At 45.2% G+C, this 22,392-nt stretch carries 19 protein-coding genes and 1 riboswitch; of the genes, 7 read left to right on the top strand and 12 right to left on the bottom strand.

The window, feature by feature from the left end:
* The first annotated feature begins 16 nt into the window (after positions 1-16).
* Positions 17-1,234, top strand: coding sequence for a serine/threonine transporter SstT (gene sstT / locus SSV_RS01395; protein ID WP_072073374.1), 1,218 nt, complete (start codon positions 17-19; stop codon positions 1,232-1,234).
* Between the two features lie 65 nt (positions 1,235-1,299).
* Here sstT and SSV_RS01390 read toward each other — a convergent pair whose 3' ends face one another.
* From SSV_RS01390 to SSV_RS01360, 7 genes are all read right to left on the bottom strand, one after another.
* Positions 1,300-2,637, bottom strand: a complete 1,338-nt coding sequence (locus SSV_RS01390) for an alanine/glycine:cation symporter family protein (protein WP_072073373.1) — start codon at positions 2,635-2,637, stop codon at positions 1,300-1,302.
* A gap of 85 nt (positions 2,638-2,722) precedes the next feature.
* A riboswitch (glycine riboswitch) is annotated at positions 2,723-2,815 on the bottom strand.
* Positions 2,816-2,981: 166 nt separating this feature from the next.
* Entirely contained in the window at positions 2,982-3,296 is a 315-nt protein-coding gene (trxA, locus tag SSV_RS01385) for a thioredoxin (protein ID WP_002898369.1), read from the bottom strand.
* Between the two features lie 85 nt (positions 3,297-3,381).
* Positions 3,382-4,800 carry a C69 family dipeptidase gene (locus tag SSV_RS01380; protein WP_072073372.1) on the bottom strand — a complete coding sequence of 473 codons (1,419 nt, stop codon included), beginning with the start codon at positions 4,798-4,800 and terminating at the stop codon, positions 3,382-3,384.
* A gap of 100 nt (positions 4,801-4,900) precedes the next feature.
* Complete coding sequence (locus SSV_RS01375) at positions 4,901-5,545, bottom strand: GNAT family N-acetyltransferase (RefSeq protein WP_072073371.1); 645 nt, start codon at positions 5,543-5,545, stop codon at positions 4,901-4,903.
* Between the two features lie 10 nt (positions 5,546-5,555).
* A complete protein-coding gene (locus SSV_RS01370; protein ID WP_072073370.1) occupies positions 5,556-7,889 on the bottom strand; it encodes an endonuclease MutS2 in 2,334 nt (777 codons plus the stop codon).
* A 54-nt stretch (positions 7,890-7,943) separates the two neighbouring features.
* On the bottom strand, positions 7,944-8,495 hold the full coding sequence (locus SSV_RS01365; protein WP_002903748.1) for a CvpA family protein: 552 nt from the start codon (positions 8,493-8,495) through the stop codon (positions 7,944-7,946).
* Between the two features lie 10 nt (positions 8,496-8,505).
* Complete coding sequence (locus SSV_RS01360) at positions 8,506-8,796, bottom strand: hypothetical protein (RefSeq protein WP_002896593.1); 291 nt, start codon at positions 8,794-8,796, stop codon at positions 8,506-8,508.
* A gap of 188 nt (positions 8,797-8,984) precedes the next feature.
* Here SSV_RS01360 and rnhC point away from each other — a divergent pair, with 188 nt between their 5' ends.
* Genes rnhC through recD2 form a run of 3 tightly spaced genes read left to right on the top strand, consistent with a single transcriptional unit; the run spans position 8,985 to position 12,934 of the window.
* Positions 8,985-9,875: a ribonuclease HIII gene (rnhC, locus tag SSV_RS01355; RefSeq protein WP_072073369.1), complete on the top strand. Its 891-nt coding sequence runs from the start codon at positions 8,985-8,987 to the stop codon at positions 9,873-9,875.
* A gap of 3 nt (positions 9,876-9,878) precedes the next feature.
* Positions 9,879-10,508, top strand: coding sequence for a signal peptidase I (lepB, locus tag SSV_RS01350; RefSeq protein ID WP_072073368.1), 630 nt, complete (start codon positions 9,879-9,881; stop codon positions 10,506-10,508).
* 59 nt (positions 10,509-10,567) lie between these two features.
* The gene (gene recD2, locus SSV_RS01345; protein WP_072073367.1) at positions 10,568-12,934 is read left to right on the top strand and encodes an SF1B family DNA helicase RecD2; all 2,367 of its coding nucleotides are present in this window, start codon (positions 10,568-10,570) and stop codon (positions 12,932-12,934) included.
* Positions 12,935-12,987: 53 nt separating this feature from the next.
* Here recD2 and SSV_RS01340 read toward each other — a convergent pair whose 3' ends face one another.
* The 5 genes from SSV_RS01340 to dinB form a co-directional block, all read right to left on the bottom strand.
* Positions 12,988-13,626 (bottom strand): TetR/AcrR family transcriptional regulator, encoded by a 639-nt coding sequence (locus SSV_RS01340; RefSeq protein ID WP_072073366.1) that lies wholly within the window; start codon positions 13,624-13,626, stop codon positions 12,988-12,990.
* 75 nt (positions 13,627-13,701) lie between these two features.
* Entirely contained in the window at positions 13,702-14,448 is a 747-nt protein-coding gene (locus SSV_RS01335) for a CPBP family intramembrane glutamic endopeptidase (protein WP_072073365.1), read from the bottom strand.
* A gap of 45 nt (positions 14,449-14,493) precedes the next feature.
* Positions 14,494-15,288, bottom strand: a complete 795-nt coding sequence (locus SSV_RS01330) for a CPBP family intramembrane glutamic endopeptidase (RefSeq protein ID WP_072073364.1) — start codon at positions 15,286-15,288, stop codon at positions 14,494-14,496.
* Between the two features lie 617 nt (positions 15,289-15,905).
* Positions 15,906-16,838: an IS30 family transposase gene (locus SSV_RS01320; RefSeq protein ID WP_072073363.1), complete on the bottom strand. Its 933-nt coding sequence runs from the start codon at positions 16,836-16,838 to the stop codon at positions 15,906-15,908.
* 262 nt (positions 16,839-17,100) lie between these two features.
* On the bottom strand, positions 17,101-18,165 hold the full coding sequence (gene dinB / locus SSV_RS01315; protein WP_072073362.1) for a DNA polymerase IV: 1,065 nt from the start codon (positions 18,163-18,165) through the stop codon (positions 17,101-17,103).
* Between the two features lie 369 nt (positions 18,166-18,534).
* Between dinB and pflB the strand changes: the two genes are divergently transcribed.
* From pflB to SSV_RS01300, 3 genes are all read left to right on the top strand, one after another.
* Entirely contained in the window at positions 18,535-20,850 is a 2,316-nt protein-coding gene (pflB, locus tag SSV_RS01310) for a formate C-acetyltransferase (RefSeq protein ID WP_072073361.1), read from the top strand.
* A gap of 160 nt (positions 20,851-21,010) precedes the next feature.
* Positions 21,011-21,787, top strand: a complete 777-nt coding sequence (locus SSV_RS01305; protein WP_002901514.1) for a threonine/serine exporter family protein — start codon at positions 21,011-21,013, stop codon at positions 21,785-21,787.
* A 4-nt stretch (positions 21,788-21,791) separates the two neighbouring features.
* Entirely contained in the window at positions 21,792-22,259 is a 468-nt protein-coding gene (locus SSV_RS01300) for a threonine/serine exporter family protein (protein ID WP_072073360.1), read from the top strand.
* Positions 22,260-22,392 lie beyond the last annotated feature (133 nt).

Raw genomic sequence — 22,392 nt, 5'->3', positions numbered from 1 at the left:
CAAGAAAGGAACTTACATGCTCCATCGCTTCATCACCATTTGGAATAAAACCAATCTAATCAAGCGGATTTCCATCGGGATTGGCATTGGTGTCCTGCTGGCTATCATCTTCCCCCAAGCACAAGCCATAGGACTTCTGGGTCAAATCTTCGTTGGCAGCCTCAAGGCCATCGCTCCACTCCTAGTCTTTGCTCTGGTGGCAAACGCCCTGTCTCAGCAGCAGAAAGGGCAAAAGAGCAATATGAAGACAGTCATCTTACTCTACCTCCTAGGAACCTTTGCGGCGGCCTTGGTAGCGGTCCTAGTCAACTTCTTCTTTCCCATTAGTATAGAGTTGGCTTCGTCCTCCCAAAAGGTTTCTCCGCCAGATGGAATCGGACAAGTCCTCAGCAATCTTCTGCTTCAGCTGGTGGACAATCCCGTCAACGCCCTCATCACCGCTAACTACATTGGTATCCTGTCCTGGGCTGTCATCTTTGGAATTGCCATGCGGGAAGCCAGCCACCACAGCAAGGAACTGCTGCAAACCTTGGCAGATATTACTTCTAAGATTGTCGAGTGGATTATCAACCTAGCCCCTCTTGGGATTCTTGGTCTGGTCTACACGACCATTTCCGGCAAGGGCTTTCAGGCTCTAAAAAGCTATGGTATCCTGTTGCTGGCCTTGATAACCAGCATGCTGATTGTCGCTCTGATTATCAATCCTTTGATTACCTTTATCATGCTGCGGAAAAATCCCTATCCCTTGGTCTGGCGCTGTCTACGAGTCAGTGGCGTAACTGCCTTTTTCACGCGCAGCTCTTCGGCAAACATCCCCGTCAATATGAAACTCTGTCGGGATCTGGGGCTCAATCCAGAGACCTACTCGGTCTCTATTCCTCTGGGAGCCACTATCAACATGGCAGGAGCTGCCATCACTATCAACACCCTGACCTTGGCTGCTGTCAACACGCTGGGTATCCGGGTTGACTTTGGCACAGCTCTAGTTCTCAGTATTGTAGCGGCAATTTCTGCCTGCGGGGCTTCCGGCGTAGCTGGCGGTTCTCTCCTGCTCATTCCGGTCGCCTGCAGCCTCTTTGGGATTTCCAATGATTTGGCTATGCAGGTAGTCAGCGTCGGCTTCGTTATCGGTGTCATTCAGGACTCCTGCGAGACAGCCCTCAACTCTTCTACAGATGTTCTCTTTACAGCTGTGGCCGAGATGAGCAGCTGGCCAAAAGAAAAACGCTATTAATTTCGACAAAAAACCTCTAGACTTCCATCATTACGGAAAGCTAGAGGCTTTTTTATGTGCGAAGATTAGTTCTTTCGATGCTTGTCAAAGTATTTCTTTGTTTCACTGATAACAATAGGAGAGAGCGCCAGAAGAGCAATTAAGTTCGGCAAGGCCATGAGGGCATTGACAATATCTGCAATAATCCAGACAGCTTCCAATCCTACAAAACCACCGAGGACAATCATCAGGATAAAGAGCAGGCGATAAACGCGGATATAGCGAACCCCAAAGAGAAACTCAAAGCAGCGCTCACCATAGTAGTTCCAGCCCAAGATAGTCGTAAAGGCAAACAGGACCAGAAAGACTGAAAGCAGGACCGGACCAAAATTAGCAAAAACAGTCGCAAAGGCGGCCTGAGTCAGGGACACACCGTTGAGATTGCCATCCCAGACTCCTGTGATTAGAATCGTCAATCCTGTCAGACTACAGATAATCAGGGTGTCGATGAAGGTTCCGGTCATAGAAATCAAGCCCTGTTCTACCGGTTCCTTGGTCCGAGCTGCTGCCGCTGCAATGGGCGCTGATCCCAAACCAGATTCATTGGAGAAAACTCCACGCGCAACCCCATTTTGAATGGCCAGCTGAATGGTCGCACCGGCAAAGCCACCAACAGCAGCCGTCTGACTAAAAGCTGAGCTAAAGACCAGCTGGAGAGTTGGCAGCAATCGATCTAGATTGACCGCTAAGACAGTCACAGTCCCCAAGATATAAATCGCTGCCATAAAGGGCACAACCTTGGTCGACACTCGAGCAATAGACTGGATGCCACTGAAAATAACCAGAGCCACCAAAATAGCCAAGATAGAAGCTGTCACAGCTGGAGGCAGCTGAATGGTATTCTGCATGGCCTCTGTGATGGAATTGACCTGCGTAAAGGTCCCAATCCCCAAGAGAGCCACCAAGATACCAGCTATTGCAAAAAAGATAGCCAGCGGGCGCCATTTATCTCCCATCCCTAGTAAGATATAGTGCATGGGACCGCCCGCCATAGCACCATGAGCATCCTTGCGGCGGTACTTGATAGCTAAGAGGCCCTCGGCATACTTCGTCGCCATTCCAAAGAAAGCAGCCACCCACATCCAGAAGAGTGCCCCCGGTCCACCGGTTTTAATGGCCGTTGCCACTCCGATGATATTTCCCGTTCCCACAGTCGCAGCCAGAGCCGTACAGAGAGCCGCAAAGCTAGAGACATCGCCCTGATGCTCCTCGTCTGATACAAAGATTAGCCGAAAGGCACGCGGAAGTCGAAAAATCTGCAGCAAGCCCAGACGCAAACTAAGATAGATACCGGTACCAACTAGCAAAATGAGCAGGGGCGGACCCCAAACAAAAGAATCCAGACGATTCAATATTTCCAACATGATATAAGCTCCTTTTCACACCGAGAAAAAGAAAGAGCACATGCAAAACATGTACTCTGGATGTGCTGGAGTAGGGAAATCCCTACCTCTTCGCTCTGTCCTTTTACCTGAGAGTTTGAGCGGTTCTAAACCGCCTTGCCCCTTCGGTGCCATTCATGGTCTCTCCAGAGTTCCGTCCATTTCACAGTCAGAGGCGCCTACCTCTTTCTGAAAAACTTCGTTCGGTGTTGATTATTAATTTTCTATTATTCTAAAAGAACATTCGCCTTTTGTCAATATTTTATAAAAAAATTTAAGCATGTAAACGTTTTTTGATACAAAAAAGAAGCCCAGAGGCTTCTTGCTTAGCTTAATTCGGCGATAATAGCCTTGAGCTGGTCTTTGGTATGAACACCTGCGACTTGCTTCACGACTTGACCATCTTTCTTGAACAGAAGGGTCGGAATGGACATAATGCCAAATTCACGGGCAGTATTCGGATTTTCATCCACATCCATTTTAAGGATTTTCAATTCGTCCTCATGGACTTCCCCTGCCAACTGCTCCAAGATAGGTGCCTGCATACGGCATGGACCGCACCAAGTTGCCCAAAAGTCAATCAGAACCAATCCGTCTTTTGTTTCTTCTGCAAATGTTGCATCTGTAACTGCTGCTACCATAAATCTTCTCCTTTAAATAGCTTACTTTTGTTAACATTTTACACCAAAAACAAGAGAAAGAAAAATATTTGCTACGGATAGGACCTTAGTCACTCAGTGAGAAATGGTTGGTCATGAGATTGCTGGCATCCAAGAGTACTTTCTCCAAGAGCTGGTCTGTCGCTTCTTGCACCTTGTCGCTCATGACTTGATTTTCAGCTTCAAAGTCCACATCCTCGCCCTTGGCCAGAGCTCGGTCTACCCGACCAATCATTTCATGACCCCAAGCCATGGTCTTTTCCTGATAATCATCCAAGTCTCCGACATGACTGCTAAAATGAGCATCAGCTAGCCCAGCAATCAGTCGATTGGCCCAGTAGAAAGAATCTGTCGAAACCTTGTCCGTCGTGTTGGCAAAGTAGTCTGGTGTTGTCGAGACTTGAGTAAAGAAAGGAACGGCTGTATTGTAAGGCATAGAGCCGTAGGATAGCCATTGGATCCCAGTCGTTTCCTGCGGTTGATTAGGGCGCAGCTGCAAGATAGCTGTCTGACTGGTCCGATTGATCCCAATAGTCCGGAAGGCTCGTCTGCTGTGGTAATCTCCCTCTGCTCCATAAGGATCATAAGGCGAATCCTGATAGTGACTGCTCAGGACATACTTGACATCTTCGATCGTAATCTTGCGGTATGGCTTGCGGCACCATGGAATGAAGAAACTCCTTGGATCTTGCTCCACTTCTGGATTGAGAAAACGCTGGATATCCCAAGCTCGCGGCGTATTGTAATGGCGATCCTTATCCTTCTGGCTGCCAAAAGCATAGCGTGGATTGAAGCCCTCATCTGAGTAATTCAGATTGAGATGGTTTTCCTCGATAAAGTTTTTGAGATTTGGATGACAGAGGAAGTGCTCTGGATTGTCAAATTCAAAATAATCGCTGCCCAGCTGATTTGGATTGGTCACATAGACATCATCAGGCACGCGCCGCGCCATCCAATGGTGGCCGCCAATGGTCTCCAGCCACCAGATCTCATCAACATCAGAAATAGCAATTCCATTGGACTCATAAGTGCCGTATTCTTCTAGAATTTTCCCTAAGCGAAGAACTCCTTCTCGTGCCGTCTTGATATAGGGGAGAACCAGCGTAAGGATATCTTCCTCGCTGATACCTGACTCTACCAAAGGGTCAGCTCCCAGTACGCGGCTATTAGTCGTAATCGTTTCCGTTGCGCTGACAGCAACATTGTAGCTGTTAATTCCAGCTGCTCCCCAAATTCCATCCTTGGGAACTGCATCTGGCACTGCCGTATAGCGGACTGGATTGTCCGGCAGATCCATCTCGAAAGACGTCAAAACAGACTGATAATGGCGGGGCTGGTCTTGTGGCTCCACTACGACAAATTTCTTGGGCGTAAAGACCCCATTTTGTGAATCCTCTGTACGAGCCACAATGGTTGAACCGTCGTAACTGGCATTCTTGCCCACCAAAATAGTCGTGCAGGAATCTGATGCATGCTTTATTCTCATTATTTTCCCTCCGAAACACTTTATGCTGCTTACATTATAGCAAAAAGCAGGCCCTCATAAAAGAACCTGCTGTTATCTCTTCGCTGAAACTCCCAATGCCTTATTTGATTTTCAAGACATAGGTATGTTCTTTGTAAAGTTCATCAATCTCAAAATGCTCGAAATCTTCTTTCCTTGAGACAATATAATGCCCTTCTCTTTGATAATAGCCTAAGGAATTTCCCGACTTATCTGTCAGACAGATTGTCTGCTGTTTCCTATCAACACTGAAAGAAAACGATGTTTGACCTTTGGGGCGTCCGACAACTAAATAATCTTGACAAATCAGCTTGCCGCCCCACTTCTGATAGAGGTGATTTGCTTGTTCTCCGTCTCTGGTAAAGATGATCAAGGCCTCAACATTCTTTTCTTGCAGTTTCTCCCAAGCACTTTGAAAGAGTTGATTAGCTATCCCTTGATTCTGAAAATCAGGATGGACAGCCAGATTAGCAAAGTAGGCTATCTTTTCTCCCGGATAATACGGATAAGAATGACTTGCTTCTTCGGTGTAAATCCCAATATCTAGAAGCCCTACAACCTGATCATCTTCCACTGCTATGAGCTCAATCGAATCTTGGTAAGGCTCTTCAGTAAACTCATCCTTGCTGCGGCTCATATCATCAAAGAAAGGCGAAAAGAGATAACTCAAAGCCTTTGTATAAACCCAACTTTTCTCATAAGTCGAGTCATAGGTTTGTATTTTCATTTCTGGCCTCTTACTTAAAGATCACAATCGTCGCACCGCTCCCACCGGCATTTTGCGGGGCATAGCCGAAGGACTTGACGTGCTTGTTGCGGCGGAGGTATTTTGTCACCCCTTCGCGGATGACGCCGGTCCCAATACCGTGGATAATGTCCACCTGAGCCATGTTATTGAGGAGGGCCTGATCGATAAAGGCATCAAGCTCTTCCATGGCCTCTTCATAGCGTTTGCCCCGCAGATCCAGTCTGGCTTTTGGTCCAGCAGTATTGGCCCGCTTGACCACATTGACCTGCTTGCGCTTAGGCTGCTGCTCCTTTTCAGCTTTTAGTAAGTTGAATTCCTGCTCTTCTAGAGTCATCTTGATAAGACCGACCTGAGCTTCCCAACGGCCGTCCTTGAGCTGCTTGACCAAGGTTCCCCGCTGACCATAGCTGGTGACTAGGATATCATCTCCCACCTTGGGCGCCCGATTTTTCTTGGCTTGCTTGAGCACCTTATTCTTTGATAAATCAACCGTTTCTGGTGCTAACTTTTTAAGCTGAGTCTTGGCTTCAATAATCTCATGCGGTTTGAGACTGGACTTATCATGGAGATTTTTGAGAATGCTCTCACTCTCTGACAAAGCCAAATCAACGATTTCCTGGGCTTCCAACCGTGCCTTATTGAGCTCGGTTTCCTTTTCTCGGTTAAACTCATTATATAGCTTTTTGAGGGCTCGGTTAAATTTGAGATTTTCCTGCTCCACCTCGCGGATATTATCCAAGCGCTTGCGGCTTTCCAGTGTCTGCTCCTCTAAGCGATCAATGATCCGATTGACATCACTGTCTGTGTTGGTCTGCTCTTGGGCATGGCCAACGATAACTTCCGACAAGCCCAAACGCCGAGCGATTTCAAAGGCATTGGAGCGGCCAGGCACTCCCTGCATAAAACGATAGGTCGGCCTTAAACTATCTGTATCAAATTCCATGCTGGCATTTTCCACCCGGTCCGTCTCAATCCCATAGGCTTTGAGCTCAGGATAGTGGGTCGTCGCCATAGTTTTAATCTGCCTTAGCCGCAAATCTTCCAAGATAGCAATAGCCAGAGCTGCACCCTCCTGTGGGTCCGTCCCAGCTCCCAGCTCATCCAGCAGGACCAAACTCTCACTATCAACCTGCTCTAAAATAGAGACGATATTGGTCATGTGACTGGAGAAAGTTGACAGACTCTGCTCAATGGACTGCTCATCACCAATGTCTGCAGAAATCTGACTGAAAATTCCGACGCGGCTGCCCTTATCCGCCAGAATCGGCAGACCTGACTGGGCCATAATCTGTGCCAACCCCAAGGTCTTCAGCATGATGGTCTTACCACCCGTATTAGGCCCTGTAATGACAATCTCTGTCAAATCAGGCCCGAAATACAAGTCATTAGCCACTGCATTTTCAATCAGGGGATGACGGACACTAAGCAGTTGGATATCCTGCTCCTCCGACAGGTCTGGCACCACCGCTCCTGTCTCCTGCATGAAGCGGGCCTTGGAACGCACCAGGTCCAGATGTCCGATAATCCAAGCATTGTTGGCAATTTCAGCTGCATGGGGACGGAATAGGTCCGATAATTCCTGCAAAATCCGCTGAATTTCATAACGTTCGTCCGCCCGACTACTAGCAATTTCTTCGTTGAGATTGACAACTGCTCTAGGCTCGATATAGACGGTATTGCCGCTGGCAGAAATATCGTGAACCACACCAGCAATACGGTTGCGATAGGTATTTTTTACAGGCAGCACATTACGGCCATTCCGGCTAGCCACTACCTGATCCGCCAGCATCTCTCCCTTGTTTTTGAGAATCTCCTGCAAAATTTCCCGCACCTGGTTTTCATTTTCTTGAATTTTTCGGCGGATGCGGCTCAAACTTTCGCTGGCAAAGCTTTCAATAAAGCCGCCATCATTAACAGCCTGCAGACTTCCTTGCAGTTTAGGGAAAACAGCCAGGTTCTCAAACAGACGGTCCAGCTTTTCCAAGTGCACATTTTCCAAGTCCTCATAAAAGGACTTGAGCTCCTGAGTCACAGCCAAGACGCGCTTGAGGGCTAAAAACTCCTCGATATTCAAGTCGCTCTCCAGCTCCAACCGCTTAGTCAAGGCAGTAATATCCTGAGTCGCTGCCAGACTAAAGTGCGGATGCTGCACAAAAATCTGCTGCATATCTGTCATTTCCAGAAAAGCTGAAGCTACCGTCTCCTTCTTACTGGTCGGCAAAAGCAGGCCCAGCTCCAGCTGCCCCTGCTCAGTCAAAAGATAGGGAGCAAACAGTTCTTTAATCTTGCTAAATTCTAAGGTTTCTAAAATTTTTGTGTTCATAATTTTCTTTTCTAGTAAAAAAGAACCCAGCTAGCAGGCCAACTGAGTCGTCTTTTATCCGATAACTTGATTCACCCAGAGATCTTTGAGGATATTGGATGTGATAGGGGTATACTTGACAATAAAGCGAATCATGAAGCTGCTGTTAAGCCGCTCCTGAACCATCTCCATCGGCACCGTCGCTAAAATAGTCAGGCACATTCCCAAAACAAAAATAGAGATGCAAACAGCGATGGCTCCGCTGGTCACATTGTACCATTTGGTGTCCAGCTTATTGGGATAGGGAATCAGATTCGCAAAAATCCCAAAAAAGCGCCCAAGGATGTAGACAGCTGTAAAAATAATAAGATAGGCCAAACCAGCATAAAAAACCTGGTCCAACTGGAAGAGCTGGGAGCTAGGGAAAAAATAGGTCGAAGAGCCCTGAGTCGCACTGGCATAAGGCACCCAAAGACTGATAAACTTGGCCAAGCTCTTATAAAAAGCTCCAGCCACCAGCATGGAAACCATGGTCGCAGCGGCATAATAGCCCTGCAGAACAATGCCACGCGAGTAGCCAATATAAAAGCTCCAGGCCAATATTAGTAAAATAATAATAGAAAACATTATTGCTCCTCTATTTACCCGATTTTTCTCTCAAATCACTGAGCATTTTGTGACGAAAATCTTCCAGTTCTTTTTCCTTGTCGTCAAACTCAATCTCGCGGCTCAGCTGAGTAGATAGACTATTGACAGCCAGCAAAATCGCCAGGACTTCATCATCTGCCGCAGGCATCTGCTCTTTGATAGCCTTGTATTTTTCCTTTGCTACCCGTTCTACTTCTTCCATAAAGAGATTATCGTGTTCTGTTGTTAGAGTTAAGGTCTTGTTTCCAAATGTAAATTTATATCGATTCAAATTTGCCATAAAATCACCTCATTGTATTATATCAAAAAAGAAGCCCTTTGTCAGTTATTAAAACACTTGGAACAAGACTGGGACTTTCTTTTTCATCTTTTTTGACATAGCAAGCAGCGGTGCTCTCCTACAAAATTTTTGTAAGATTTTTAATCTTATGACTTTCGACTTTTCCTTTTTATGGTACAATAGGGGGTATGGAAAGTATCACCCTCAGTCCCAAACAGCAAGAAATTCAGGCTTTTGTTGAGAAATATCAGAGCCAGCTGGCTCCCAGCAAGAACCCGCATATTCAATATTTCTTTCGGCTGGATCAGGCGACGGTCAGTGTCTTTAGCTCCGGAAAAGTTCTTTTTCAAGGGGCAAAAGCTGCTCACTTCGCTGGCTTTTTTGGCCATCAACCAGAAAAAGCCAGTTCTAGTGCTGCTTCTCAGAATTTTGCCCTCATTGGGACAGATGAGGTTGGCAACGGCTCCTACTTTGGAGGTCTAGCCGTCGTAGCTTCTTTCGTCACTCCATACCAGCACGACTTTCTGAGAAAACTGGGTGTTGGTGATTCTAAAACCTTAAACGATAGCAAGATTCGCCAACTGGCACCTGTCTTGAAAGAAAAGATTGCCCACCAAGCTCTGCTCCTATCGCCAGAGAAGTACAACGAAGTCATCGCTTCTGGCTACAACGCCGTCTCTGTCAAGGTAGCCTTACATAATCAAGCTATTTACCTACTGCTGCAAAAAGGTCTAAATCCTGAAAAAATCGTCATCGATGCCTTTACCAGCCAGCAAAACTATAATAAATACCTAAAGCAGGAAAAAAACCATTTTCCAAATCCGGTAAGTCTGATTGAAAAGGCTGAAGGAAAGTTCCTAGCTGTTGCAGTCAGCTCTATTATCGCTCGTGACCTCTTTCTGGAAAATCTAGAAAATCTCAGTCAAGAGTTAGGCTATACCCTGCCTAGCGGGGCCGGAAGCAAGAGCGATCATGTTGCCAGCCAGATTCTTCAAGCCTATGGAATGGCCGGTCTGCAGCATTCTGCTAAACTCCACTTTAAAAATACTGAAAAAGCACAAAAACTTCTAGAAAGGTAACCTATGAAAAAATCAAATCCTGTCCTCTCATTTCTCAAAGAATGGGGCCTCTTTCTCTTCTTCATCTCTGTCATTATCCTGTCACGGCTCTTTCTCTGGTCCCCTGTAAAGGTAGATGGCCACTCTATGGACCCTACGCTAGCTAATGGGGAATACCTGCTTGTCCTCAAACATCAGTCTATTGACCGATTTGATATCGTTGTTGCCACTGAGACAGATGATAACGGTACAACCAAGGAGATTGTCAAGCGGGTCATCGGTATGCCGGGCGACACTATTCAGTATGAAAATGATACTCTTTACATCAACGGCAAAAAAACAGACGAACCTTACCTGACGGATTACATCAAGAAATTCAAAGAAGACAAGCTCCAATCCACTTATACTGGGGACGATTATGATGATAATGGTGAGTTTTTCAGAAAACTCGCTGCTCAGGCTCAAGCCTTCACTGTTGACAAAGATGGCAGTCCTGTCTTCACCATCAAACTTCTGGATGATGAATATCTGCTTCTGGGTGACGACCGGATTGTTTCAAAGGACAGCCGACAGGTTGGTGCTTTCAAAGCAAAACAAATCCAAGGCGAAGCCAAGTTCCGCTTCTGGCCTCTGCTGCCCTTTAAGACCTATTAAGCATACCGAACTCAGCTGAACTTCAGCTGAGTTCGTTTTAAAAGAAGAACCTATAAACTATGGAATTTTACTTTTCAGGAACGATTGAACGGATTATTTTTGAAAATCCCAGCAACTTTTTCCGTATCCTGCTCTTAGATATTGAGGATACAGATGCTGAAGATTTTGAAGATTTCGAAATCATTGTCACCGGCTCCATGGCAGATGTCATGGAAGGCGAAGACTACACCTTTTGGGGCAGTCTTGTCCAGCATCCCAAATATGGCCAGCAGCTGAAAATTTCCCGCTATGAGCGTGCCAAACCCAGCAGCAAAGGCCTAGTAAAATACTTCTCCAGCGACCATTTTAAGGGCATCGGGGTCAAGACTGCTCAAAAAATCGTCCAACTATACGGAGAAGATAGCGAGGACACCATTGACAAGATTTTAGCAGAGCCGGAAAAGCTGACCCAGATAAACGGCTTAGCAGCTAAGAACCGCGAGGCCTTTGTCGCCAAGCTAAGACTCAACTACGGAACTGAGATGGTACTAGTCAAGCTGGCAGCCTACGGCATTCCCAATAAGCTAGCTTTTCAAATCCAGGATACCTACAAGGAAGAAACGCTGGATATTGTCGAAAAATATCCCTATCAGCTGGTAGAGGATATTCAGGGGATTGGCTTTAAAATCGCTGACCATCTGGCAGAAGAACTGGGTATCCAAAGTGATGCCCCTGAGCGTTTTCGGGCTGGCCTTATCCACACCCTGCTGACCCAGTCCATGGAGCGGGGAGATACCTATGTCGAAGCTCGTGATTTACTAGAGCATACCATCGAGCTCTTAGAAAGCTCACGCCAAGTGGAGCTGGACCCTAGTCTAGTCGCTGATGAGCTGGCTCATCTGATTGAGGAAGATAAGGTCCAAAATGTAGAGACTAAGATTTTTGAAAACAGCCTATTTTTTGCTGAAGAAGGAATAAAAAGTAATCTGGTCCGTCTGCTGGAAAAAGGAGAGCAAGACTGCTTTGACGCAGATAACATTACTGCGGCTATCCAGCAAGTGGAGGAGAACTCCGGCATCTCCTATGACAGTATCCAAAAAGAAGCCATCCGTCAGGCTATCAATCAGAAAGTCTTTATCCTAACCGGCGGACCGGGAACTGGAAAAACTACCGTTATCAACTGTATCATCGCAGTCTACGCCCAACTTCGCGGTTTGGACCTGCGAAAGGTCAATGAACTACCGATTCTGCTAGCAGCTCCGACCGGACGTGCTGCTCGGCGCATGAATGAATTGACCGGTCTTCCTAGCGCCACTATCCACCGCCACTTGGGAATGACTGGAGATGATGATACCAGTCATTTGGATGATTATCTGGATGCTGATTTTATCATTGTGGATGAATTTTCCATGGTGGACACTTGGCTGGCTAATCAGCTGATCAGCAATATCTCCTCTCAGACCAAGCTCTTGATTGTTGGAGATGCGGACCAGCTGCCCTCTGTCAGTCCAGGTCAGGTACTGGCGGACTTGCTGCAGATACCGACTATTCCACAGACCAAGCTGGAAACCATCTATCGGCAGAGCGAAGAGTCTACAATCGTCACACTGGCCAGCCAGATTCAGAAGGGCATTTTACCAGCAGATTTTACAGAGAAAAAAGCGGACCGCTCATATTTTGAAGCTAGAAATGAGCATATCCCACCTATGATTGAAAAAATCGCTAGCGCTGCCATTCGCAGCGGTATCCCAGCTCAAGATGTTCAGGTATTAGCACCTATGTATCGGGGGCCAGCCGGCATCGACCAGATTAACAATCTCATGCAAAATCTCATCAATCCTGTCGAGAAAGATGAATTGACCTTTGAAACTCCCGACTGTCAGTATCGCCAAGGAGATAGGGTTATCCACTTGGTCAATGATGCTGAAAGCAATGTCTTCAACGGTGACTTAGGCTACATCAGCGACCTGCTGCTTGCTAAGTACACCGACTCCAAGCAGGACGAGCTGACCATTGACTTTGATGGCAATGAACTTGTTTATCAGCGCAGTGAATGGTACAAGATCCGCCTGGCCTACGCTATGAGCATCCACAAGTCTCAGGGCAGTGAATTTCCGGTGGTTATCTTGCCCATCACCCGCAGCAGCCACCGCATGCTCCAGCGCAATCTGGTCTACACTGCTATCACCCGCGCCAAGAGCAAGTTGATCTTACTTGGGGAAAAAGTAGCCTTTGACTATGCCGTCAAAAACACCGGTACCGCCCGCAAAACCTATCTGAGAGAGCGTTTTGAAGACCTTCAGTCCCCTCCAGAACTTGGCCACAGTCCTGTGGATAAAATGAAAACACCTGTGGAAAACTATGTCCTGACTGAAGAAAACTTCCAGAAAATTGACCCCCTAATCGGCCTGACCGAGGAAGATATCCACAGTATATTCAGCACATAAATAAAAAGGCTGGGACAGAATTAAATTTTTTAGTTCTGTCCTATCGCCTTTTTTTATGCCTTATTTTTCTGGCTAAAGAGCTGCAGGAGCTCGTCAGTAAAGATATCCAGACCGACCGAGGTCATCATAAACTGCAGAAAATGGAAGCGTTCTGGCAGTTTTTCAGGATCGCTTTCAAAAACGGTCCCATGCATCCAAAAATTCACCAGCAGCAGAAAAACTTCTGCAGCCTGGTCCGGATACTGGGTCTGAAGGGAGCCATCTGCCATCCCTTTTTTGATAATGTCACTGACCACAGGGGCGCCTATCCGCAGATTGTCCCGCATCATGGTCAAAATAAAGCCCGCGTCCTTCTCATACTCACCCACAATGCCGTCCGTAGCCCGGGCTGTCTGACTTTCCAGATTAGACTTGAGGATGGTCTGCAGCTGCTCTCTGCCAGTCAGATTTTCCGTAGCCTTGAGCCACTGCTTCATCTCTTCTTCCATCAGCTCCTGCCGGCTCCTAATCACCGCAAAGACAATCTCATCTTTTGACTTGAAATGATGATAGATAGCCCCCTTGGAGATGCCCGCCGTCTGAGCAATATCCTGCATACTGGTCTTTTCGGACCCCTTTTGGATAAAGAGCTGGGTTGCTGTATTTAAAATTTTTTCTCTCATGGCCTGGGATTTGTCTTTTCGCTGCGCCATTCTGTCCCCCTTTGTTTCTAGTATAGCTTTATTCTACCAAAAAAGCCGGAGAAATACAAAATCATAAAAATATCTTTAAGCCTTGTCTTGCTGATCCCTTTGATACCAAAGATAGATACTGTAAGCCGCCATCAAGATATAGCCTAGGAAAAAGAGGGGGTTTTCCGTTCCCTTGCCTACAAAGATGCCTTCACCAATAGTATTAATGAGCCCATGAAAGAGGACACAATAGAGGACAGACTGACTGACCTTGTAAAGAGCCGCCAGCCAGAAACGGGCGAGCAGGCAGGCGGCAGTAAAGACTAGAAAAGAAGTCCCTGCCTGACTGCTGCCGGGGGTAAAGAAGAGGGGCAGATGCCAGACAGCCCAGATTAACCCAGTTGCTACAGTTGCCAAAGGGAAGGGCAGGATCTTCTCCAGACTTGGCTGCAGGAAGCCCTGCCAACCAATCTCTTCATTGCCGCCTGTCAGAAGAGTCGTCATGAGAAAAATCAGGGCAATCCTGAGAAGGCTAAAACCAGGCAGGAGCGGGCTCCAAAAGACTATGGAAATGGTATAAAGAATTGTCAAAATCAAGAGATGGACCCAAGTCCTTTTTCGGGCCGATCCGATAGAAGCCAAGAGCTCCTTGAACGATTTTCCTAAGACTAGTTTGGCTCCAATGGCCGGGCCAAAAGCACCAGCGATGGTTAGGACCTGGGAAATAATAGGAATCCTCAGGAAAGCCGAAGCCAGCCAGGCAGACCAGCTGATGCCAAAAGTCCAGGCCAGAAAGGGCAGGATATGCCTTGTCTCTGGCTCTACATGTGTTTGTGTTTTCATATGATTACTCCTTTTTCTTTGGCAGAAGAGCGATTGCCAAGATTTTTAGCCTGCATCTTTCTGAACTCCTTTCCGGTTGCCCTTCCAATACCACCAGCCGACCAGCAGGGCGGTCATGATCAGATTAGCAGCCTGGAAGCTGAGATACCTTCCGCCATTTGTAGCACTGCCGACAATCGTCGCCTGAGCAAAGTTAATGCAGCCGTGAAAGACCATGCAGGCAAAGACAGAGGCCGTCTGCTTGTAGAGAACCGCCTGACAGAAACAGAGCAAGATACCAAAGGAGAGATAGAAGGGCAAAGAAACCTGACTTTGACTTGTTCCCTGAATCAGCCAGAGGGGCAGATGCCAGGCCACCCAGACCAGAGCCGTGATGACAGTTGCCAGAGGGAAGCAGAATTTTTTCTCCAGAGCCGGCTGCAGGAGGCCCCGCCAGCCCAGCTCTTCGTTCCCGCCTCCAAAAAAGGTGACATAGGTCCAGCCCAGAGGAAACATCAGAACGGCATTGAGCGGCGGTAATACAGGATTGGCGATAAAAAGGGTCAAAACCCGAACCAGACAGAAGGCCAGCATATAAATCCACCAGCCCTTAGCATGAGAAAAGATAAAGTCCAGCATCTTCTTAGGATGAGAAATTTTGAGGCTGATAAAAGTTCCCAAGGTCGGTCCGGAGCCAGCGATGAAAAAGAGAGCAAAGCCCAAAGGCTCAGCCACGCTGGTCAGCTTCAGGGCAGATAAAATATACAGAATCAGGCAGGCACCCCAGCTAATACCAAAGGTCCAAGCTAAGAAAGGCCAAATATGCTTGGGTTCTGGCCCAACATGTGTTTGTTTGTTCATACGATAACTCCTTATCAAATGTAGAATTGTGAAAAGTCATCCGAAAACTGGACAAAAGCATCCTTTACTCTCAGTCTTTCAGATGATTGCCTGTTTTGAAACTCAGATTTTTAAAATCCGCCTTCATCTTATCCTTGACCTGCTCGTTCAGCTCATAAAACACACCGTTAGACGGCCGGTCACAGTCAACGTAGAAGTTAGAATGATTTTCGTTCTTTTCTTCATGAGTTCCTCCTTATATATTAAGCAACATATAATTGACTTTTTTATTTTACTCATTTACTTTAACATATTCTTTTTTCCTCATCAACAGAAAACTGAAGGTCTGGAAAAATTTGCCGCAAGAGGAGAGAATAAGGTCTTTCAGTCTGCTTTTAAAAGTGATCTGGTCTAGAGTCACACTTAAAGAAAAACTAAAGTTTTCTATCAGCTGTCCTGTTGCTTCCAGCTCTTTTCTCTCCCCCTTGCACTTTCTAGTATAGCCTCCAAACTTCAGATATTTCTCAAGAAATTCTAAAATATTTCTAAAGTTTTTCACTAAAATAAAAAAGATTGGGACAAAAATGCCTCAGTCTAGCTTTATTATGTGATAAATTGCAATAAAAAGTGCAACAAATCTAAAATTCATCCATAAGTGCCTCAAATGCTGTTTTGTAACCTAAGCATTTTCTTGGACGGTGATTTATAGCAAGTAAAGCATTTACTAACGATTCATCAGTAATGTCGGTTAGATTAGTCCTCTTAGGAAAATATTCTCTAAGCAAACCATTTGAGTTTTCATTACTTCCTCTTTGCCAAGATGAATAAGCGTCCGCAAAGTAAAAGTCTATCCCTAAAGCTTCCACTTGAGGATAACAAGCAAATTCTTTTCCTCTGTCTGATGTAAATGTTTTTAAAAAGTTCTTAGGAAAAATCTTCAGAAGTGTTTCTATGGCTGAAAACATTGATCTAGCTGATCGGTCAGGTATTTTAAATGCAAGATAAAAACGTGTTTTTCGCTCTACAAATGTAGCCAAGCATCCTTTGCTTTTCCCTCTGGAAGAAAACATGGTATCTAATTCCCAATGACCGAAATTTTGCCTACTCTTCACTTCTTTAGGTCGTTTGGAAATAGGTTTACCAATAATGAATTTCCCTCTAGTCTCATGAGGTTCACGTGTTTTACCTTTTCGTCTTAACGTCTCTACACTAACTTCGAGTTGTCCATTATATATCCAATTATAAATCGTTTTAAACGATACGATTGGCTTATTTTCGTACTGATAACGCCCATGAATCTGCTCGGGTGACCAAGATGCTTTTAAATGACCTTCTATATCTTTCTTCATCTGTGAAGTACATGCAGTTTTCCTTCCCTTAAGTCTAGATAATTCCTCATATTGCCTTTGTGCTTCTTCGGCAGAATATTTATTTGGACACCGTTTGATTTCTCGGCTAATTGATGAACGGTGAAAACCTAACTTAGTTGCAATATAGGACAGATTAAAACCTGCTTCAAGATATGCTTCTATCTTTAGCTGATCAATTATGGTAATATGTAAGTAGCCCATAGGATCTCCTCGTGTCTGTTTGTGTGGTTACTTACAGTTTACACGATTTGAGAACCTATGGGTTTTTTGTTGCACTATATTTTACAATTTATCTTTTATAAACTCAGTATAACAGACACAGAAAACTGTATCCAGTATTTTTTCAAAAAAGATTATTTTTAGTTAATGAAAATCATCAGACAAATTAGAAACTCGTCACAAGCAACTCTCTCATACTAAAAAATATATCTAAAAAGCTCGGTAACGAACCAAGCCTTTATCTTTATTCAAACCCCGTCACTGTCAGTCCTAGCAGTCGGATACCTCGTGGTTGCTCTTCCAAGCTATCGTATATCTCATGCACAGTTCGCTCGATTTGCTCCTTGTCTCGAGTGGCTAGATTCAAACTTTTCCTTTTAGTCAAGGTGGAGAAATCAGCATAGCGGATTTTCAGAACGATGGTTCGTCCTTTCTTATCATGCTTAGTCAAGCTATTTTCTACTTTCTGAGCCAGCAGGGTCAGCTCTTTCTTGATATCCTCCTCACTATAGAGTAGTTTGGCATAGGTTCGCTCCTTCCCAATCGACTTACGGATGCGATTGGACTTGACTGGACTATTACTGATGCCACGCGCTTTACGATAAAGATCAAAACCAAAGCGACCAAACTTATCAATTAAAGTCATTTCCGGTATCTTGAGCAGATCTGCACCAGTATAAACTCCCATTTCATGCAGTTTTTCAACGCTTTTCTTGCCGACCCCATGAAACTTAGCAATATCCATAGGCGCCAGAAAGGCCTCAGCTTCCTCAGGTAGAATAACAGTCAGACCATGAGGTTTCTCATAGTCGCTGGCAATCTTGGCCAGAAACTTATTATAAGAAACGCCTGCCGAAGCTGTCAGATGGAGTTCATTCCAGATATCGTGCTGAATCAGCTTGGCTATTTTGACTGCGGATTTAATCCCAAGCTTGTTTTCCGTTACATCCAGATAAGCCTCGTCAATGCTCATGGGCTCAATCAAGTCCGTATAGCGTTTGAAAATCTCTCGGATTTGCAAGCCGACCGCCTGATATTTTTCGTAATTCCCCGAGATAAAAATGCCCTGGGGGCAACGCTCATAGGCTTCCTTGGAGCTCATAGCCGAATGAACTCCGAACTTTCTGGCCTCATAATTGCAGGTGGAGACGACACCACGCCCGCCAGTCAATCGGGGATCGCTGCCGATGATGACCGGATGCCCCTTTAACTTAGGATTATCCCGCTCTTCCACCGAAGCGAAAAAAGCGTCCATATCAATGTGGATAATCTTCCTAGATGTATCGTTAGTCAGTGGAAAAATCAGCATGCCTTCCTCCTTTCTCCTACCATCAATCTCAGCTTACAAGCTTTCACAAAGTCAGCCCATTTTGCTCAAATAAATCTGAAACAGTTTTTCGTTCTTGTAAAAAGTATTTTAAACGTAAGATTCTTCGTCAGCAATTTTTGTATGACATTTTAATTACTTTTATTATAACTTTTTTACCCATTTTTCCAAAATATTTGAAAAGAGTTATGTTTTTCAAATCTATAGTACACATCCGCGACTTTTTACTTTCTGTATTATAAAAGAAAGTCTTTCTTTCTGCCGAAAATGGTTTGTGAAACCGATTACCGTATGATATACTTTACTTATAAATGTAACAGTTTATGTTGCTAGAATAAAGAGGAAAATCAAATGGTTGTAAAAACAGTTGTTGAAGCTCAAGATATTTTTGACAAAGCTTGGGAAGGCTTCAAAGGTGAAGACTGGAAAGAGAAAGCAAGTGTTTCTCGCTTCGTTCAAGCTAACTACACACCTTATGATGGAGATGAAAGCTTCTTGGCAGGTCCTACTGAGCGCTCACTCCACATCAAGAAAATCGTAGAAGAAACGAAAGCTCACTACGAAGAAACTCGTTTCCCAATGGACACTCGTCCAGCATCTATCGCTGATATCGACGCTGGTTACATTGACAAGGACAACGAACTGATTTACGGTATCCAAAATGATGAACTCTTCAAATTGAACTTCATGCCAAAAGGTGGTATCCGCATGGCTGAAACTACTTTGAAAGAAAATGGATACGAACCAGATCCTGCTGTTCATGAAATCTTTACTAAATATGTTACAACGGTAAATGACGGTATCTTCCGTGCTTACACTTCTAACATCCGCCGTGCTCGTCACGCCCACACTGTAACTGGTCTCCCAGATGCTTACTCACGCGGACGTATCATCGGGGTTTACGCACGTCTTGCTCTTTATGGAGCTGACTACCTCATGGCTGAAAAAGTTCGCGACTGGAACGGTTTGACTGAGATTGACGAAGAAACAATCCGTCTGCGCGAAGAAATCAACCTGCAATACCAAGCACTTGGTGAAGTTGTAAAACTTGGTGACCTTTACGGAGTAGATGTTCGCCGTCCTGCTTTTGACGTTAAAGAAGCTATCCAATGGACTAACATCGCCTTCATGGCTGTCTGCCGTGTCATCAACGGTGCTGCTACTTCTCTTGGACGTGTGCCTATCGTTCTTGACATCTACGCAGAACGTGACTTGGCTCGCGGTACTTACACTGAATCAGAAATCCAAGAATTTGTTGATGATTTCGTTATGAAACTTCGTACAGTGAAGTTTGCTCGTACGAAAGCTTACGACCAACTTTACTCTGGTGACCCAACCTTCATCACTACTTCTATGGCAGGTATGGGTAACGACGGCCGTCACCGTGTTACAAAGATGGACTACCGTTTCCTTAACACACTTGACAACATTGGTAACTCTCCAGAGCCAAACTTGACTGTTCTCTGGACTGACAAACTTCCATACTCATTCCGTCGCTACTGTATGCATATGAGCCACAAACACTCTTCTATCCAATACGAAGGTGTAACAACAATGGCTAAAGACGGCTACGGTGAAATGAGCTGTATCTCATGTTGTGTATCTCCACTTGACCCTGAAAATGAAGAGCAACGCCACAACATCCAATACTTCGGTGCTCGTGTAAACGTGCTGAAAGCCCTTCTGACAGGTCTCAACGGCGGTTACGACGATGTTCATAAAGACTACAAGGTATTTGACATCGAGCCTATCCGTGACGAAGTTCTTGAGTTCGAATCAGTTAAGGCGAACTTTGAAAAATCTCTGGACTGGTTGACTGACACTTATGTAGACGCCTTGAACATCATCCACTACATGACTGACAAGTACAACTACGAAGCTGTTCAAATGGCCTTCTTGCCAACTTACCAACGTGCTAACATGGGATTCGGTATCTGTGGGTTTGCCAACACTGTTGATACCTTGTCTGCTATCAAGTACGCAACTGTTAAGCCAATCCGCGACGAAAATGGCTATATCTACGACTATGAAACAATCGGAGAATATCCACGTTGGGGTGAAGATGATCCTCGCTCAAACGAACTGGCTGAATGGTTGGTAGAAGCTTATACAACTCGTCTGCGCAGCCACAAACTTTACAAGAACGCTGAAGCAACAGTATCACTCTTGACTATCACATCTAACGTTGCTTACTCTAAACAAACCGGTAACTCTCCAGTCCACAAAGGAGTTTACCTCAACGAAGATGGTAGCGTAAACTTGTCTAAATTGGAGTTCTTCTCACCAGGTGCTAACCCATCTAACAAGGCAAAAGGTGGCTGGTTGCAAAACTTGAACTCTCTTGCTAGCTTGGACTTCAGTTACGCAGCTGACGGTATCTCATTGACAACTCAAGTATCACCTCGTGCGCTTGGTAAGACTCACGACGAACAAGTAGACAACTTGGTTACTATCCTGGATGGCTACTTCGAAAACGGTGGTCAGCACGTTAACTTGAACGTTATGGACTTGAAGGATGTTTACGACAAGATTATGTCTGGCGAAGACGTTATCGTTCGTATCTCAGGTTACTGTGTAAACACTAAGTACTTGACTCCAGAGCAAAAGACTGAATTGACGCAACGTGTCTTCCACGAAGTACTCTCTATGGACGATGCTTTGAGCTAATAAACGACTAAAGACTTACAAACCATTTGAAAGAAGATTGGGGATTTCCAATCTTCTTTTTTTGTATCTATGAGTCCAAATGACTGCTAACTTGATGATATTTTTAAGAGGCTTTATGGTATAATGGTTCTATTGCTATACTAGGAAAAGGACTGGGGAAATGACAGAGAAAGGTATCAGGGAAGAAGCCAAAGATTTCAATCTGGCAGTAGATGTTATCATGCTAGCCGGAACTCTGCTGCTGCAGAGCGGATCCGAGACCTATCGGGTAGAAGATACCATGATTCGTATCGCTCATTCGCAAGGGATAATCGACTGCAATGCCTTAGCAATGCCAGTGGCTATTTTCTTTTCGATTGAAAATACAAATGTCTCACGGATGAAGCGCAACCTCAAGACTAACTACAACATTGAGAAGGTCTGCGATGTCAATCAGGTCTCCCGTCAGTTGGTAACAGGAGAAATCAGCCTTCAGGAGGCTTTTGATGAGCTGAATCGCCTCAAAGTTAAGGAGCTGCCTTATAACAACAAGCAGCTGATTGCTGCGGCAACGCTCAGTGCTCCTTTCTTCTCCATCATGTTTGGTGGAAATTTCTACGATGCTTTGGGGGCTGCCATTGCTACCTTCTTTGGCTTTGCCTTCTCTTTGTATGTTGACAAGTATATCCGCATTCCTTTTGTGACAGCTTTTGCTGGAGCCTTTGTCTTCGGACTGCTGGCTCATATCTGGACACGCTATTCTGGTTTTAACTCCACAGATGATTTGATTATTGCGGGTTCTGTCATGCCTTTTGTGCCCGGCATTGCTCTGACCAACTCTGTGCGTGACATCATGACTAACCATATCAACTCTGGGATGAGCAAGCTCTTTGAATCGCTCCTCATCACTCTTGCTCTCGGTGCAGGTACCTCTGTCGCCCTCCTTATTATGAAATAAGCCTATGACAATCTTGACTTTCTTACTGCAAGCAGTTGCCAGCCTACTGGCCATTATTACTTTTTTAATCGTTTTAAATGTTCAGCGCAGTATGCTGATTCCCGGTGGAGTACTGGGCATGGCTATTTGGCTGCTCTATCTCCTGCTCAAAGGACCGACCAACGTCATCATAGCAACCTTTGTGGCTGCTATCATTGGTTCCTGTATCAGCCAAATTCTCAGCATTATCTACAAAACGCCTGCTGTTGTTTTTATTTTGGCCATTCTAGCGCCCTTGGTCCCAGGCTACATTTCCTATCGGACGACTGCTTTCTTTGTCACTGGTGACTACAGCCAGGCCATGATTCACGCCACTCTGGTCGTCATTCTGGCCTTGGTCATCTCAATTGGCATGGCCAGCGGCACTGTCGTACTCAAGCTCTATCACTATTTAAAAAAGCGCCAAACCAAACTCACAGCAAACAAACAGTAGAGCCATCTGCTGTTTTTATTTTGGAAAATACATCTTAAGCCTGATTTAGCTGAGATTAGATGTTTTTGTAAGAGTTTTATTCCTAAGTATGGTAAAATAGTCTTCGGAATATACTAGAATAAAAGGATTTAAA

The sequence above is a fragment of the Streptococcus sanguinis genome, from assembly GCF_001078705.1.
Classification (GTDB): Bacteria; Bacillota; Bacilli; order Lactobacillales; family Streptococcaceae; genus Streptococcus; species Streptococcus sanguinis_D.
Note: the sequence above shows the minus strand (reverse complement) of the source record. Positions and strands in the feature narration are given on the sequence as shown.

What these genes read in the sequence shown, in the direction of transcription:
- sstT (WP_072073374.1), top strand. Translation starts at nt 17, where the DNA reads ATGCTCCATCGCTTCATCACCATTTGGAATAAAACCAATCTAATCAAG.
- SSV_RS01390 (WP_072073373.1), bottom strand. Translation starts at nt 2,637, where the DNA reads ATGTTGGAAATATTGAATCGTCTGGATTCTTTTGTTTGGGGTCCGCCC.
- trxA (WP_002898369.1), bottom strand. Translation starts at nt 3,296, where the DNA reads ATGGTAGCAGCAGTTACAGATGCAACATTTGCAGAAGAAACAAAAGAC.
- SSV_RS01380 (WP_072073372.1), bottom strand. Translation starts at nt 4,800, where the DNA reads ATGAGAATAAAGCATGCATCAGATTCCTGCACGACTATTTTGGTGGGC.
- SSV_RS01375 (WP_072073371.1), bottom strand. Translation starts at nt 5,545, where the DNA reads ATGAAAATACAAACCTATGACTCGACTTATGAGAAAAGTTGGGTTTAT.
- SSV_RS01370 (WP_072073370.1), bottom strand. Translation starts at nt 7,889, where the DNA reads ATGAACACAAAAATTTTAGAAACCTTAGAATTTAGCAAGATTAAAGAA.
- SSV_RS01365 (WP_002903748.1), bottom strand. Translation starts at nt 8,495, where the DNA reads ATGTTTTCTATTATTATTTTACTAATATTGGCCTGGAGCTTTTATATT.
- SSV_RS01360 (WP_002896593.1), bottom strand. Translation starts at nt 8,796, where the DNA reads ATGGCAAATTTGAATCGATATAAATTTACATTTGGAAACAAGACCTTA.
- rnhC (WP_072073369.1), top strand. Translation starts at nt 8,985, where the DNA reads ATGGAAAGTATCACCCTCAGTCCCAAACAGCAAGAAATTCAGGCTTTT.
- lepB (WP_072073368.1), top strand. Translation starts at nt 9,879, where the DNA reads ATGAAAAAATCAAATCCTGTCCTCTCATTTCTCAAAGAATGGGGCCTC.
- recD2 (WP_072073367.1), top strand. Translation starts at nt 10,568, where the DNA reads ATGGAATTTTACTTTTCAGGAACGATTGAACGGATTATTTTTGAAAAT.
- SSV_RS01340 (WP_072073366.1), bottom strand. Translation starts at nt 13,626, where the DNA reads ATGGCGCAGCGAAAAGACAAATCCCAGGCCATGAGAGAAAAAATTTTA.
- SSV_RS01335 (WP_072073365.1), bottom strand. Translation starts at nt 14,448, where the DNA reads ATGAAAACACAAACACATGTAGAGCCAGAGACAAGGCATATCCTGCCC.
- SSV_RS01330 (WP_072073364.1), bottom strand. Translation starts at nt 15,288, where the DNA reads ATGAACAAACAAACACATGTTGGGCCAGAACCCAAGCATATTTGGCCT.
- SSV_RS01320 (WP_072073363.1), bottom strand. Translation starts at nt 16,838, where the DNA reads ATGGGCTACTTACATATTACCATAATTGATCAGCTAAAGATAGAAGCA.
- dinB (WP_072073362.1), bottom strand. Translation starts at nt 18,165, where the DNA reads ATGCTGATTTTTCCACTGACTAACGATACATCTAGGAAGATTATCCAC.
- pflB (WP_072073361.1), top strand. Translation starts at nt 18,535, where the DNA reads ATGGTTGTAAAAACAGTTGTTGAAGCTCAAGATATTTTTGACAAAGCT.
- SSV_RS01305 (WP_002901514.1), top strand. Translation starts at nt 21,011, where the DNA reads ATGACAGAGAAAGGTATCAGGGAAGAAGCCAAAGATTTCAATCTGGCA.
- SSV_RS01300 (WP_072073360.1), top strand. Translation starts at nt 21,792, where the DNA reads ATGACAATCTTGACTTTCTTACTGCAAGCAGTTGCCAGCCTACTGGCC.